General features: G+C 71.5%; 16 protein-coding genes. 9 read left to right on the top strand and 7 right to left on the bottom strand.

The window, feature by feature from the left end:
- Nucleotides 1-22: 22 nt before the first annotated feature.
- The gene (locus tag VFH10_RS04050; protein WP_325126191.1) at nucleotides 23-598 is read right to left on the bottom strand and encodes an NADPH-dependent F420 reductase; all 576 of its coding nucleotides are present in this window, start codon (nucleotides 596-598) and stop codon (nucleotides 23-25) included.
- 237 nt (nucleotides 599-835) lie between these two features.
- Between VFH10_RS04050 and VFH10_RS04045 the strand changes: the two genes are divergently transcribed.
- A complete protein-coding gene (locus VFH10_RS04045) occupies nucleotides 836-2,074 on the top strand; it encodes a hypothetical protein (RefSeq protein ID WP_325126189.1) in 1,239 nt (412 codons plus the stop codon).
- An 8-nt stretch (nucleotides 2,075-2,082) separates the two neighbouring features.
- Nucleotides 2,083-2,676: a class F sortase gene (locus VFH10_RS04040; RefSeq protein WP_325126185.1), complete on the top strand. Its 594-nt coding sequence runs from the start codon at nucleotides 2,083-2,085 to the stop codon at nucleotides 2,674-2,676.
- Here the strand turns inward: VFH10_RS04040 and VFH10_RS04035 are convergent, their stop codons facing one another.
- Nucleotides 2,677-3,204 (bottom strand): GNAT family protein, encoded by a 528-nt coding sequence (locus VFH10_RS04035; protein WP_325126183.1) that lies wholly within the window; start codon nucleotides 3,202-3,204, stop codon nucleotides 2,677-2,679.
- A complete protein-coding gene (lepB, locus tag VFH10_RS04030) occupies nucleotides 3,201-3,905 on the bottom strand; it encodes a signal peptidase I (protein WP_325126181.1) in 705 nt (234 codons plus the stop codon). The genes VFH10_RS04035 and lepB overlap by 4 nt, the downstream gene beginning before the upstream one ends.
- Before the next feature lie 158 nt (nucleotides 3,906-4,063).
- On the opposite strand from lepB, the gene VFH10_RS04025 reads away from it, so the two are divergent.
- Genes VFH10_RS04025 through VFH10_RS04015 form a run of 3 tightly spaced genes read left to right on the top strand, consistent with a single transcriptional unit; the run spans nucleotide 4,064 to nucleotide 6,042 of the window.
- Nucleotides 4,064-5,269: an alkane 1-monooxygenase gene (locus VFH10_RS04025; RefSeq protein WP_325126179.1), complete on the top strand. Its 1,206-nt coding sequence runs from the start codon at nucleotides 4,064-4,066 to the stop codon at nucleotides 5,267-5,269.
- A complete protein-coding gene (locus VFH10_RS04020; protein ID WP_325126177.1) occupies nucleotides 5,269-5,433 on the top strand; it encodes a rubredoxin in 165 nt (54 codons plus the stop codon). Before VFH10_RS04025 ends, VFH10_RS04020 begins: the two co-directional genes overlap by 1 nt.
- 9 nt (nucleotides 5,434-5,442) lie before the next feature.
- On the top strand, nucleotides 5,443-6,042 hold the full coding sequence (locus tag VFH10_RS04015) for a TetR family transcriptional regulator (RefSeq protein WP_325126176.1): 600 nt from the start codon (nucleotides 5,443-5,445) through the stop codon (nucleotides 6,040-6,042).
- Nucleotides 6,043-6,122: 80 nt separating this feature from the next.
- Here the strand turns inward: VFH10_RS04015 and VFH10_RS04010 are convergent, their stop codons facing one another.
- From VFH10_RS04010 to VFH10_RS04000, 3 genes are all read right to left on the bottom strand, one after another.
- Nucleotides 6,123-6,338, bottom strand: a complete 216-nt coding sequence (locus VFH10_RS04010; protein ID WP_325126174.1) for a hypothetical protein — start codon at nucleotides 6,336-6,338, stop codon at nucleotides 6,123-6,125.
- A 131-nt stretch (nucleotides 6,339-6,469) separates the two neighbouring features.
- Nucleotides 6,470-7,123, bottom strand: a complete 654-nt coding sequence (locus VFH10_RS04005) for a fasciclin domain-containing protein (protein ID WP_325126173.1) — start codon at nucleotides 7,121-7,123, stop codon at nucleotides 6,470-6,472.
- 112 nt (nucleotides 7,124-7,235) lie between these two features.
- Nucleotides 7,236-8,945 (bottom strand): molybdopterin-dependent oxidoreductase, encoded by a 1,710-nt coding sequence (locus VFH10_RS04000; RefSeq protein ID WP_325126171.1) that lies wholly within the window; start codon nucleotides 8,943-8,945, stop codon nucleotides 7,236-7,238.
- A 99-nt stretch (nucleotides 8,946-9,044) separates the two neighbouring features.
- Between VFH10_RS04000 and VFH10_RS03995 the strand changes: the two genes are divergently transcribed.
- The 3 genes from VFH10_RS03995 to VFH10_RS03985 all read left to right on the top strand — a co-directional run bounded on the left by VFH10_RS03995 (nucleotide 9,045) and on the right by VFH10_RS03985 (nucleotide 11,482).
- Entirely contained in the window at nucleotides 9,045-10,244 is a 1,200-nt protein-coding gene (locus VFH10_RS03995; RefSeq protein ID WP_325126169.1) for a M15 family metallopeptidase, read from the top strand.
- A gap of 33 nt (nucleotides 10,245-10,277) precedes the next feature.
- Nucleotides 10,278-10,451 (top strand): hypothetical protein, encoded by a 174-nt coding sequence (locus tag VFH10_RS03990; RefSeq protein ID WP_325126167.1) that lies wholly within the window; start codon nucleotides 10,278-10,280, stop codon nucleotides 10,449-10,451.
- A gap of 65 nt (nucleotides 10,452-10,516) precedes the next feature.
- The gene (locus VFH10_RS03985; protein WP_325126166.1) at nucleotides 10,517-11,482 is read left to right on the top strand and encodes an NADPH:quinone oxidoreductase family protein; all 966 of its coding nucleotides are present in this window, start codon (nucleotides 10,517-10,519) and stop codon (nucleotides 11,480-11,482) included.
- Between the two features lie 22 nt (nucleotides 11,483-11,504).
- On the opposite strand, the gene VFH10_RS03980 is transcribed toward VFH10_RS03985, so the two are convergent.
- On the bottom strand, nucleotides 11,505-11,804 hold the full coding sequence (locus VFH10_RS03980; protein WP_325126164.1) for a GNAT family N-acetyltransferase: 300 nt from the start codon (nucleotides 11,802-11,804) through the stop codon (nucleotides 11,505-11,507).
- A 47-nt stretch (nucleotides 11,805-11,851) separates the two neighbouring features.
- Between VFH10_RS03980 and VFH10_RS03975 the strand changes: the two genes are divergently transcribed.
- Nucleotides 11,852-13,801, top strand: coding sequence for a M13 family metallopeptidase (locus VFH10_RS03975; protein WP_325126193.1), 1,950 nt, complete (start codon nucleotides 11,852-11,854; stop codon nucleotides 13,799-13,801).
- The last annotated feature ends 287 nt before the right edge of the window (nucleotides 13,802-14,088 follow it).

The raw sequence follows: 14,088 nt of genomic DNA, 5'->3' as shown, positions 1-14,088 counted from the left end.
GCTCGACCAGCCGTTGGTGGTCTCAGGCGACGACGCCGAAGCCTCCGGTCCAGGACACCTTCTCGCCGACGGCGAGCGTGAGCTGCAGGAAGCCGAGGGCCTCGAGCTCGCGGGCCCGACGCAGCGAACCCGCGTCGATGGCCTTGAGCCCGCCGGAGGAGACGACGCCGGCCAGCAGCGACTTCGCGTCGGCGTCGTCACCGGCGATCAGCACGGTGGTGGGGACCGTACCGACCGTGCCGGACACCAGGGTGCCGGCGAACGTGGTGTTGAACGCCTTGAGCACGCGCGACTCCGGCAGTGCGGCGGCGATCTCGGCGGCGGCCGAGCTGTCCGCGGGGACCGTCAGCGAGTCGAAGGTCTCGAAGTTCAGCGGGTTGGTGATGTCGACGATGATCTTGCCCGCGAGCTGGTCGCCGCGCTTGGCGATGACGTCGGCGACGGCCGGGTACGGCACGGCGAGGACGACGATGTCGCCGGTCGCGGCGCGGTCCGCGTCGGAGGTGCTCAGCACCTCGACGGTGTTCCCGCCCTTGGTGACGACGCCGGCGATGGCCTGGCCCATGTTTCCGCTGCCGATGATGCTCACGTGAGACATATCTGAACTCCTCTGGAAGATTGTGGCTACAACAAACACTCTCTCCCATTACACTTGAAACATCAACTGTCTAGGGATGTGTGCTGCGTCACATCGACGACAATGGGCGGGGCGGAGCCGGGCATGACCTTTGCCGGAATGGGTCGTTGAGCACGCGAAGGCCCAGGAGGCCGGGCGAGGGTCCCGGTGGACGGCGTGGGTCCAGCGGCCTTCTGAGGGACCCAGCAGGAGCACGACATGACTCGATCCGCACTGCGGGTCGGCGCGGCCACGGCCGCCGTCACCATCACCGTCCTCGGCATGGCGCCGGCCTTCGCGGCGCCGCTCTCGACGGCCGATGCCACCGCGGTCAGCGGCTCGATCGCCGGCAACCCCACCGACTCGGGAGTGGTCAGCGCGGTCGACGACGGCACCGGCGAGCAGCGCACCGGCGCGGCCAGCCCGCCCGTGGGGGTGCTGGGCAACCAGGGGCTCCTCAACGTCGGCGTGCTTGCCCAGGAGGCGACCGCTCGCGTGACCGACGGCGCCGGCTCCTCCGCCGCCTGCGCGGGCATCGCCGGCAACGGCGGCTCCGTGGCGCAGGTCGGCAGCTCCCGCTGCCTCACCCCCGGCGCTCCGGTCGGCGTCTCCGTCGCGAACCTCGATCTCACCGGTTCGGTGCTGGTCGACCCCACCTCCGCCCTCGAGCCGCTGTCCGCGCTGCAGCCGGTCATGGACCAGGTCGTCGGCCCGGTGACCCGCGCGGTCAGCGCCGGGCTCGCGCCGCTCGGTCAGACCGTCCTGGGCGGTTCGCTCGGGGCCGTCGAGGCTCGCTGCACGGCCACCCCGGGCGCCGCGGACGGGACCGCCTCGATCGTCGACGGACGCCTCACCGTCTCGCTGGCCGGCACCCAGGTGGACGTCCTCGACCTCCCCGTCGACCCGCCGCCGAACACCGAGCTGCTGGTCGACCTCGACACCGTCGCCACCTCCGTGCTCGACGGCGTGCGGAAGAACCTCGACACAGCTCTCGACGGCAACCTGGCGCCGCTGAACGCCGCCATCGACCCGGTGCAGCAGGAGGTCGTGGACAACGTGCTCGCCCAGCTGGCTCCGCAGCTGGCCCCGCTCAACGACGACGTCCTGCGGGTCGTGCTCAACAAGCAGACCCGCACCGCGGACAGCATCCAGGTCACCGCGCTGAGCGTCGAGGTTCTCCCCGCCGCCCGCGAGCTCACCGGCTTCCCCCTCGGCGCGGTCGAGATCGGTCGCGTGAGCTGCGGTCCCAACGGGCAGGCGGTCGAGCAGGCCGCACCCCCGGCCAGGGTGCAGAAGCCCCGGCCCCAGCCCAGGCTGCCGAAGATGCCGACGGTCGTCGCGTCCGGCGTCGCCGGTGAGGAGAAGCCCTGGTACGACGGCCTGCTCGCACCGGCCGGGCTCGTGCTGCTCGCCGCGACCGGCGGCCTGGTCGGCTACCGCAGGAGCACCGGGCAGTGAGCTCCACGGTGAGCACAGCCGACGCGTTCAGTCCCCGGCTGCTCATCCTCGCTGTCGCCCTCACCGTCGGCGTACTGATGTTCCTGCGCGGGTCTGACGACCACGCGACCGGCGCCGGTGTCCGGCCCGCCCAGCCGGTGCGGCTGGTAGTTCCCGCCCTCGACCTGGACTCGCGGGTCGCCCCGATCGAGGTGGACACCTCCGGAGTGCTCTACCCGCCGGACGACGTCGACGTCACCGGCTGGTGGAAGCGCAGCGCCAAGCCCGGCGCCCACCGCGGCCAGACCGTGCTCACCGGCCACACCGTCAGCACCGGCGGCGGCGTGATGGACCGGCTCGACGAGCTCCGCCCGGGTGACCGGGTGCGCGTGCGTACTCCGAAGGGCGTGGTCCGCTACGAGACCACCCGGGTTCGCACCTACTCGCGGGCGGAGCTGGCCCACGACGCGCGCCGGCTCTTCGGTCAGAAGCGGTCCCCCCGCCTGGTGCTGATCACGTGCACGGACTGGGACGGCGCGCAGTACCGGAGCAACACGGTCGCCTTCGCCGAGTTGTCAGCGCCCGAGCCGGTCCCGGCCGGTTCACACCCTGACAACTCTTGACTACAACGGGCGCGCCGGCCGCTCGTAGATGATCTCGAGCCCGTCCTCGTCGTCCCACTGTTCGCCCACCTGGGCGAAGCCGAACGGGCGCAGGGTCGCCAGTGAGGCGACGTTGTCGGGGCTGATGCTCGCGCGGACCGTGCGGACGGCGGGTTCGGAGGCGGCCCAGTCGAGCGCGGTCGCCAGCAGCCGGCGGGCGTGCCCTCGGCGACGGAGCGCGGTGTCGACGCTGTAGGCCACCTCGACCATGCCGTCGTCGTCGGGCGGACCGTGGAAGCCGACGTGGCCGACCGGCACCCCGGCGACCAGTGCGGCGCGCGCCACCCAGTCGGCCGCGGCCGGGTCCGTGAGCAGCTGGTCGTGCCGGATCCGCCACAGCCAGTTCTGGGTCAGGAAGTACGGCGTCAGGGGCACGCCCGCCAGTGCCGACGCGCGGTCGAGGTCGTCGTCGAGGAGCGCGGCCATCGTCGCGACGTCGAGCCGCACGAGCACGACGCCGTGCCCGTCCACGTGGGCCGCACCGCTCACGGCCGGGCGCCGGTCACCTGGAGGGCGGGGTTCCCGTAGGTCTCCGGCGTCTCGAGGAGCTCGAAGCGGGTGAGCGGCCAGACCACGCCCCAGACCTTCCCGACGACCGCGCTCTCCGGGACCGAGCCGCCGCCGGGCAGGTCCTGGTGGAATCGGGAGTCCTCGCTGTCGGGTCTGTTGTCGCCCATCACCCAGATGCGCCCTTCGGGGACCTCGACGTCGAAGCGCCGCTCCGACGGCTCCGCGTCGCCCGCGAGATAGGCATCCTCGTCGAGGGGCACGCCGTTGACCCGGATGCGGCCCTGCTTGTCGCAGCACGTGACCCGGTCGCCGCCGACGCCGACCACCCGCTTCACCAGGTGACCCCCGGTCGGGTACAGCCCGACTCGTGCGAGCACCTTCTGGACCGCCGTCGGCTCCGCGATCGCCGGGCCGAGCCAGCGGTCCTCCGGGTCGGCGAACACCACCACGTCGCCGCGCTCGACCTGTCCGTCGCCCCAGTAGGACACCTTCTGCACCAGGATCCGGTCGTCGTTGGTGAGCAGGGGACGCATCGAGCCGGACGGCACGAAGAACATCTGCATGAAGAATGTCTTGACCACCGCGGAGACGACCAGCGCGACCACGAGCAGCACCACGGTCTCGAGCCACAGCGGCACGGAACGACGCCGCTTCGGCTCCGCGGCCTCCCCGTTGGTCATGACGCCGACCCTATGTGATGCCCGGCTGCGGCACGCCCGCTTCCCGGGGTCCTGCGGGGTCGCCGACGACGACGTACCTCCGGGTCTCGCGGCCGCGACCCCTTGACGGCTCTCTTTACAAAATCTAGGGTCTTGTAAACCCGACTCTGGAGGGCGAGATGGCCAGCACCGCGACCGTTCCCGAGGGCTCCACCACGCAGTGGAGGGACAAGAAGAGGTACCTGTGGCTGCTCGGCCTCGTGGTGCCCTCGCTCGCCTTCCTCGCCTGGGGCCTGGTGGAGCTGACCGGGTGGAGCGGGTTCTGGTACCTCGGCCCGATCGTGGTGTTCGTCGTGGTCCCGGCCGTGGACCTGCTCGCCGGCCTCGACCGCAGCAACCCGCCCGACGACGTGATCGAGGCGCTGGAGAACGACAGGTACTACCGCTGGATCACGTATCTCTTCCTGCCCATCCAGTACGCCGCCCTGGTGTGGGCCTGCTGGATGTTCACGCAGAGCACGCTGAGCACCGTCGACAAGATCGGCCTGGCGATGACCGTCGGCACCATCGCCGGCATCGGCATCAACACAGCCCACGAGCTGGGCCACAAGAAGGAGTCACACGAGCGCTGGCTGGCCAAGATCGCGCTGGCGCAGAGCTTCTACGGGCACTTCTACATCGAGCACAACCGTGGTCACCACGTCCGGGTGGCGACCCCGGAGGACCCTGCCAGCAGCCGCGTCGGCGAGACGTTCTATGCGTTCTGGCCGCGCACGGTGATCGGGTCGGTGCGTTCGGCGTGGCACCTGGAGAAGCGCCGGATCACCCGCCGGCACAAGCACGCCTTCAGGATCCGCAACGACGTGCTGAACGCGTGGCTGATGTCGGCCGTGCTGTGGGGGGCCCTGGTCGCGGCCTTCGGTGTCGGCATCCTGCCGTTCCTGGTCATTCAGGCGGTCATCGGCTTCTCGCTGCTGGAGGTGGTCAACTACCTCGAGCACTACGGGATGCTGCGCCAGCGCACCGGCGCCGACGGCACCGGCCGCTACGAGCGCGTCGACCCGAGCCACTCCTGGAACAGCAACAACATCGCGACGAACGTGCTCCTCTACCACCTGCAACGGCACAGCGACCACCACGCGAACCCGACCCGGCGCTACCAGACGCTGCGCGACTTCGAGGAGTCGCCGGTGCTGCCGACGGGGTACGCCGGGCTGATCATCCTGGCGCTCGTCCCGCCGCTGTGGTTCGCGGTGATGGACAAGCGGGTCCTCCGGCACTTCGGCGGGGACCTCACCCGCGCCAACATCCAGCCCTCGAAGCGGGAGAAGGTGCTGGCGAGGTACGCCGGGCCGTCCGCCCCGGCCCCCGAGGCGGCCGCCTAGTGTCGCGGTGGGTCTGCCCCGGATGCGCCTACGCGTACGACGAGGCGGTCGGCGACGAGCGCGAGGGCTTCGCGGCCGGGACCGCCTGGTCCGACGTACCCGACGACTGGTGCTGCCCCGACTGCGGTGTGCGGGAGAAGGTCGACTTCGAGCCCGGTCCGTAGTCTTTCCGCATGACGGTGACCGCCGAGGGCGTGCGCGAACGGCTGCTCGCCAGCGCTGCCGACATCACCTGCGAGTCGGGGTGGTCGGCGGTGACGATGGGCAAGGTCGCGGCCCGGGCGGGGGTCAGCCGGCAGACCGTCTACAACGAGCTGGGCAGCAAGCCGGCGCTCGGGCAGGCGATGGTGCTGCGCGAGCTGGAGCGGTTCCTCGCCATCGTGGAGCGCGAGCTGGACACCCACGACGACCTGGTCGCCGCGATCCGGTCGGCCGCCGAGCAGATCCTGCTGATGGCCGGCGACAACCCGCTGCTGCACGCCCTGCTGGCCTCGGCGCACAGCGTGTCGCGCGGCAACGAGGCGGCGTCCAGCACCGACCTGCTGCCGTTCCTCACCACCGACGCGCAGCCGCTGATCGCGGCCGCGACGGCGGTGATCGGCGAGCGCGTGGAGCGCTTCCCCGAGCTCGACCTGCAACCCCACGAACGCGCCGTCGCCATCGACTCGATCGTGCGGCTGGTGCTCAGCCACGTCATGCAGCCCGGCGCCTCGCCCGCCGAGACCGCCGACGACCTGGCCTGGATCGCGGCCCGCGTCCTGCTCCGCGGCTGAGAGCCCGATACGACGCGACGTACCGGTTGTTCCGGGAGGCCCCAGACAGCAATTCCGTCGCGTCGTATCGGGAGGGTGGGTCAGCCGGGGCCGGGCTCGCCCATGTCGGGAAGCCCCTCGACCTTCGGGTCGCCGGAGGACCCGTCGCCCGACGACGCGTTGCTGGAGTCGTCGTCCGTCTCGGAGGGGTCCTGCGCCAGCGGGTTGTCGTCGGTCGGCTGTAGGTCCTCCGGCAGGTCCTCGTCGGCGATCAGGCCCACGTCGGGGGTCTCGTGCTCGTTGCTCGACTCGCTCATGACTGCGTCGTACCCCGATTCGTCTGCGCTCATCCCGCGTGAAACACCCCATAGACCGCAGACGAATCGTTGTGCCGGCAGGACAGAGGCCCCGACCCGGCGGCGGGTCGGGGCCACTGCGTTCGTCGGCGTCACATCTGCGGCATCAGCACCGCGTCGATGAGGTACACCGTGGCGTTGGCGGTCTGCACGCCGCCGCAGATCACGCTGGCGTCGTTGACCTTGAGGTTGTCGCCGGATCCGGTGACCTCGACATCGCCACCCTGGACGGTGGTCTGCGTGGAGTCGGCGATCTCGTCGGGCGAGATCTGACCGGGCACCACGTGGTAGGTCAGGACGCTGCTCAGCAGGTCGGCGTTCTTCGGCTGCGCGAGCGCCGCGACGGTCTTCTTCGGCAGTGCGGCGAAGGCATCGTCGACCGGCGCGAAGACGGTGAACTCGTCACCGTTGAGGGTGTCGACCAGGTCGACCTTCGGGTTCAGCTGACCGGAGACCGCCGCCGTGAGTGTCTTGAGGAGCGGGTTGTTGCCGGCGGCGACCGCGACCGGGTCCGCCGCCATCCCCTCGACCGAGCCGGCACCGTCGGGCACCTGCTCGGCGTAGCCCTCGCAGCCGGGGCCGACCAGGTCGGCGGCCGGGTCCATGGGCTCGGATGCCTCCTGCTCCAAGGGGGCCTGGGAGGCGGTGTCACCGGACGCCGCGTCGGCGGCGGGATCGTCACTGCCGCACGCGGCGGTCAGGGTGATGGCGGACACGACGGCGACCGTCGCGGCGAGCTTCCTCATGGTGCGCATCGTGGTTGCGTCCCTTCGGTTGGTGGGGGGATTTCCCTTGCTGTGTTGCCGTTCGGGGCCCGACGTCCCTCGGATGGGTGGGCGGGCCGACTGATCGGACCTGTTACTCGACCGTGACGTCGACGCTGTGCCAACCGGTCGACCCGTCGGGCGCGATCGGTGCCCGCTCGGCGGTCTGGGTGTAGCCGGACCGGTCGGTCGCCCGGACCTCGAGCTTGTGCCGGCCTACAGGCGCGTCCCAGCGGTAGACCCACTGGCGCCAGGTGTTGACGTTGTCCTCCTCGGCGAGCTCCGCCTCACGCCACGGCCCGCCGTCGATGCGGACCTCGACCGAGTCGATGCCGCGGTCCTGCGACCAGGCCACACCGGCGATCGGTGTGCGACCCGCCCGCACCCGGGCGAACGAGCGGGGTACGTCGATGCGGGACGACGTCTTGATCGGGGCCTGTGCCGCGTAACCACGCGTGGTCCAGTACGCCCGGAAGTCCGCGAAGCGCGTTACCTCGAGGTCGACCAGCCACTTGGTCGCCGACACGAAGCCGTACAGCCCGGGCGTCACCATGCGGGCCGGGAACCCGTGCTCGAGCGGTAGGGGCTCGCCGTTCATCGCGATCGCGACGAGTGCGTTGCGCGCGGGGTCCTGCAGCACCTGCAGCGGCGTGCCCACGGTGAAGTCGTCGGCGCTCGTGGACTTCACGGCGTCGGCGCCTTCCCGCACGCCGGCCTCGCGGAGCAGGTCGCGCATCGGTGCGCCGATCCAGGAGGCGTTGCCGACGTACTCCCCGCCGACCTCGTTGGACACGCAGGTCAGGGTGATCCGCTCCTCGACGAGACGCCGGCTCAGGAGGTCCTCGAAGGAGAGCTCGAGCTCGCGCTCGACCATGCCGTGGATGCGCAGGGTCCAGCCGTCGATCGGTACGTCGGGCACGCGCAGCGCGGTGTCGACCCGGTAGAAGTCCCGGTTCGGCGTGAGGTACGGCGTGATCCCCGGGACGCCGAGAGACGCGCCGGCCGGCACCCGTGGCGCCGGCACCGTCGGCCGGGGCACGGTCAGGCCGGCCCGGGCCGCGGCTGCTGCGGGGCGCCCGAGCTGCCGCCCCACGACGCCCCCGGCGGCCGCGACCGCGCCGACCGCCGCGGCCGCCCTCAGGAACGCCCGACGGTCGAAGGCGGCCGGCAGCTCGTCGCCGGGGACCGTGGCGGGCAGCAGGTCGTCGACGAGCAGGCGCGGCTTGCCGCCGGTCACCTGTTCGCGGAGCCGGATGCCGGGTGCCGCGATGACGTCCGGCCCGTCGGGACCCTGCTCCCCGTCCTCGCTGTCGGCCGCCGCCTCCTTGGCGGGAATGCGCACGGCACGCAGGAGCACCGTCAGCGAGACGAGCCCCGTCACGAGGAGTGCGAGCGTCGGAAGCAGCCGGGCGAGCGGCCCGGCGGTGGCGGCCCTGTCGGTGAGCGCCGCGGCAGTGGCCACCGCGGTCAGCGCCACGAACGCGGAGGCGGCCAGGCGCGGACGTCGTACGCCGACCGCCCCGGCTGCCAGCGCGAGCACGACCACGGTCCCGACCACGCCGCCGATCAGCACGGCCTTGTCGGCGGTGCCGAACGTGGCGATCGCCCACTCCTTGACCGGTCGTGGCGCGGCGTCGACCGCACGGTTCGCGACCGCCAGCAGCGGTGAGGTGACCCCGTCGAGAAGGACGGTGACGGCCTCGGCCGCCGCCACCCCGGCGGCTCCGGCGAGCAGCCCCGCACCGGCTCCGGCCGCCAGGTGCCGGGACCCCCTGCTCCTGTCGTCGCTGCGCCGTGGGCTCATGGCAGTGGTTCGAGACGTTGCCGGTCACGGATGGGTGAAACGGCGTGTGTCGGCTTGTCGCAGGGGGAAGACTGGGAGCTGGACTCGGAGGGAGCCCGGATGGGGAGGGAACGACCGGCCGCGGGCGTCGTCGCGGGCTGCTGCGCGCTCCTCCTGCTCGCCCTTGCCGCCTGCACCAGCGATCCCGTGCGCGAGGCACCGGCTCGCGCACCGGAAGCCTCCACCCCGGCGCCGGCCACGACCGAGCCGGCCGTCGACTTCACGGTGGCCGACCCCGGCCCCTTCGAGCCGCCGCTGCTGACCGCCGACGTGCTCATCACCAGCACCGACCCGATCCCGCGTGGCGTGCAGCGCAGGATCCGCGGCCTGAAGGGGGTGCGAGCCGCGATGCCGATGTCGATGGCGTCGCTGTCGTCCAACGGCCGCACGCTGTCGATCGCGTCGGTGGACCTCGACGAATACCGGCACTTCACGCCGATGGAGACGGCGTCGGCCGACGAGGTGTGGAAGCGGCTCGCCGGTGGCGAGGTCGCGGTGGACCCCGCCGTCGGGAGGCGGCTCGAGGAGCCGCGCGGCTTCCTCACCCTCGGCACCCAGGCCGACGCGCCCGAGGTGCACATCGGCGCCTACGCCCCGCTCTCCAAGCGGATCAGCGCCGTGGTGACCCGGCCGCGCGGGGAGCAGATCGGGATGAGGGGCGACAACGCTCTTCTGGTGTCCACCGGGCGGCTCACCCCGTCGGTGCTCACCGGGCGCATGCAGCGGATCCTCGGTGACTCCGCGTCCCTGCAGGTGCTGGCGCTCGAGTTCGACGTCGACGTCGACCAGACCGCAGTGCTGGCGGGGACAAGTGCCGCCGACGCGGTCGGGTCCTTCCGCTACACCGCGCACCCGAGCGGGCGGATCACGCCCGAGCAGGGCTGGGTGGACGCGAACATCCGCACCGAGGAGGTGCCGCTGCTCGGCTCGGTCACCTGCCACAAGGTGATGCTGGTGCAGCTGCGCGCGGCGCTGTCCGAGGTCGTGCGGAGCGGCCTGGCGGACGAGATCCATCCCGACGAGTACGCCGGCTGCTACTTCCCGCGCTTCATCGGCTACGACCCGGCCAAGGGCCTCTCGCTGCACTCGTGGGGCATCGCCGTCGACCTCAACGTGCCCGGCAACCAGCGCGGAACCATCGGCGAGATGGACCGCGGCGTGGTGGCGATCTTCAAGAAGTGGGGCTTCGCCTGGGGCGGCGACTGGAACTACACCGACCCCATGCACTTCGAGCTCGCCTCGATCGTGCGCCCGGGCTGACGCGCGCCGTACGCTGGACGTGAGGTGATCGCCGTGACCGACGCTGTGCCGCCTGTCGACCCACCGGTGAGCAGGTACGCCCACCTGCCCGAGCCGGTGCGGCTCGAGGACACGGTCACCTCCGCCGAAGCGCAGGCGATCCCGGACGAGAAGGACGACTACTGGCGCGAGGTCGAGTGGATGTTGCGCGTGTCGGGCGGCGGGTAGGTCGGACAGGCTCGGCGGGCTCGACCACCGAGGTGCTCGCTCCGAGCAGTGGCTAGGGTCGCGCCATGCGCGCGCTTCAGGTCACCCGGCTCGACGGTCCGGCCGCCCTCGAGGTCAACGACGTCCCCGAACCCACCCCCGGCGAGGACGACGTCCTCGTCGACGTGAGGGCGGTCGGCGTCAGCTTCCCCGACCTGCTGCTGTCGCGCGGCGAGTACCAGATGAAACCCGACCTGCCGTTCCAGCTCGGGGTCGACTTCGCCGGCGTCGTACGCACCGCACCCGCCGGATCGGGCTTCGCGGCGGGCGACCGGGTCGCGTGCGTGCTGCCGTGGGGCGGTGCCGCCGAGGTCGTCGCGCTCGGCGCCGACAGCGTGTTCCCGCTGCCCGGCACCGTGTCCTTCGAGGCCGGCGCTGCAATGCCGTTGAACTACCTGACCGCGCAGTTCGCCCTCGCCACGCGTGCCGGACTACGTGAGGGCGAGACGGTGCTGGTGCACGGTGCCGCCGGGGGCGTGGGCACGGCGACGATCCAGGTCGCGAAGGGGTACGGCGCCCGCACGATCGCCGTGGTCTCGACCGAGGAGAAGGGCGACCTCGCGCGGGCGGCGGGCGCCGACGAGGTCGTGCCCGTCGACGGGTTCCTGGCCGGGGTCAAGGAGCTGACCGACGGTCGCGGGGTCGACGTCGTCATGGACGTCGTCGGTGGCGACCTGATGACCGACTCGCTGCGGTCGCTGGCCCCGCTCGGCCGGCTGCTGGTGGTCGGCTTCACCGGCGGCACCATCCCCGAGGTGCGCGTGAACCGGCTGCTCCTCAACAACATCGACGTCCGCGGCGTCGGCTGGGGCGCGCACGCCATGGTCCGTCCCGGCTTCATGCGCGAGCAGTGGGAGGCGTTGGTGCCGATGATGGAGAGCGGCGTCGTCGCCCCGCCCGTCGTCCGCACCTACCCCTTCGAGGAGATGGGCACGGCGCTCACCGAGCTCGCCGAGCGACGCGCCCTGGGCAAGTCCGTGGTCCTGCTCTGAGGCGATGGTCCGCGCCGGGGGCTCAGCCCAGCTTGACCTTGTCGGCGTACTCCGGGTGCCGCCCGACCCAGGACGTCAGGAACGGGCAGGTGACCCGCACGGCCTGGTCGCCGCCCAACGCCTGGTCGAGCACCTCGCCGGCCAGCGTGCTGCCGACGCCGCGCCCCTCAAAGGCGTCGGCCACCTCGGTGTGGAACAGGATCCGCGTGTCGCGGTGGTCGACGTACTCGACGAAGCCGGCCACGGTCCCCTCGTCGTCCACGGCCTCGTAGCGATGGGCGTCCGGGTTCTCCTGCACGGTCACATCCATGCGGTCGATCATGGCAGGCGGCCTGGGTGGGACCGGGCGGTTACTGTGAGCCCGTGACCATGCTTGACGACGCCCGACCGGGCATGAACCCCGACATCCGTCCCCAGGACGACCTCTTCGGCCACGTGAACGGCCGCTGGCTCGACGAGACGGAGATTCCCTCCGACCGCTCCTCGTGGGGATCGTTCACGGTCCTCGCCGACGCCGCCGAGGAGCACGTCCGCCAGATCATCGAGGAGCTGGCCCAGAGCACCCACGAGCCCGGCTCGAACGCCCAGAAGATCGGCGATCTCTACGCCAGCTTCATGGACGAGGAGCGGGTGGAGGCTCTGGGAGCCGAGCCGATCCGGGCCGACCTCGACAGGCTCGGCACCATCACCGACACCTCCGCACTGGCGGCCTTCATGGGCGCGCTCGAGCGGCAGGGCGGAGGCGGCTTCTTCGCGGCGTACGTCGACACCGACGACCGCAACTCCGACCGCTACATCGTCAACGTCCTCCAGGGCGGGCTCGGCCTGCCCGACGAGTCCTACTACCGCGAGGAGAAGTTCGCGGAGGTGCGCACGAAGTACCTCGCGCACCTGGAGCGGATGTTCGAGCTCGCCGGGGTCGACGACCCCGCAGGTGCCGCCGAGCGGGTGCTGTCCGTGGAGCGCCGGCTCGCCGAGGGGCACTGGGAGCGGGCCGCGACCCGCGACGTGCTGAAGACCTACAACCTGCGCACGCTCGCCGACCTCAAGCAGGCCGCGCCGGCGTTCGACTGGGACGCGTGGGCGACGGCGCTCGGTGCTGACGAGGCCACGCTGGCCGAGGTGTGTGTGCGCCAGCCGTCGTACTTCGAGCACCTCTCCACGGTCCTCGAAGAGGTGAGCCTCGAGGACTGGAAGGCATGGGCGGCCATCCGGGTCATCCGCTCGGCATCCTCGTACCTCTCCGCCGCGTTCGTCGACGAGAGCTTCGACTTCTACGGCAAGACCCTCAACGGCACCCCCGAGCTGCGCGCCCGCTGGAAGCGCGGCGTCGCCTTCGTCGAGGGCGCGATCGGTGAGGCGGTCGGTGAGGAGTACGTCGCCCGGCACTTCCCGCCGCGGGCCAAGGAGATGATGGACGAGCTCGTCGCCAACCTGATCGAGGCCTACCGGCGGCAGATCGCGGCGCTCGACTGGATGGGTGAGGAGACCAAGCAGCGGGCGTTCCGCAAGCTCGAGACGTTCCGGCCCAAGATCGGCTACCCGGAGAAGTTCCGCGACTACTCGGCGCTCGAGGTGACCGCCGGCGACCTGATCGGCAATGCCCGCGCCGCAGCCGCCTTCGAGACCAACCGCGAGCTGGGCAAGATCGGCTCACCGGTCGACCGCGACGAGTGGTTCATGCTGCCGCAGACCGTGAACGCCTACTACAACCCCGGCACCAACGAGATCTGCTTCCCCGCCGGGATCCTGCAGAAGCCGTTCTTCGACGCCGACGCCGAGCCGGCCGAGAACTACGGCGGCATCGGTGCCGTCATCGGCCACGAGGTCGGGCACGGCTTCGACGACCAGGGCTCGCAGTTCGACGAGGTGGGCAACCTCAACGAGTGGTGGACCGAGGCCGACCGGGCGGCGTTCAAGGCGCGCTCCGACAAGCTGATCGCGCAGTACGACGGCTACGAGCCGCGCGACCTGCCGGGCGAGAAGGTCAACGGTGCGCTGACCGTGGGCGAGAACATCGGCGACCTCGGCGGCATCACCATCGGGCTCAAGGCCTACGAGATCAGCCTCGAGGGCCAGGAGGCGCCGGTCGTCGACGGGCTCACCGGCGTGCAGCGGGTGTTCCTGAACTACGCGCACGTCTGGCGCACCAAGCGCCGCAAGGAGCAGCTGCTCCAGCTGCTGACGACCGACCCGCACTCCCCGGGTGAGTTCCGCGCAAACATCGTGCGCAACCTCGACGAGTTCCACGAGGCGTTCGGAACCAAGCCCGGTGACGGCCTGTGGCTCGACCCGGAGGATCGGGTCCGGATCTGGTGAGGGGTGGGGGGTGGATTACCACGGTCCCGTGGTAATCCACCCCTTCCCGCGGGGAACTCCCCACGGGAACGGGCAGGTCACCCACGGGAGGGTCGCCGTCCACGGACGTGGGGACACGACCCCGCGCCCGCCGTACGCCGGGCGCGGCTCAGCCGCCGAGCGAGTCGAGGAACGCGCCCACGTGCTTCCACAGCTGCTCGGTCGCGGCGGCGTCATGCTCGTCCGGCAGCGAGGCATCGGTGAACAGGTGCCCCGACGCGTCGTACTCGTGGAACTCCGCGCGCGCG

The organism is Nocardioides sp. (assembly GCF_035697785.1).
Taxonomy (GTDB): domain Bacteria; phylum Actinomycetota; class Actinomycetes; order Propionibacteriales; family Nocardioidaceae; genus Nocardioides_B.
Note: the sequence above shows the minus strand (reverse complement) of the source record. Positions and strands in the feature narration are given on the sequence as shown.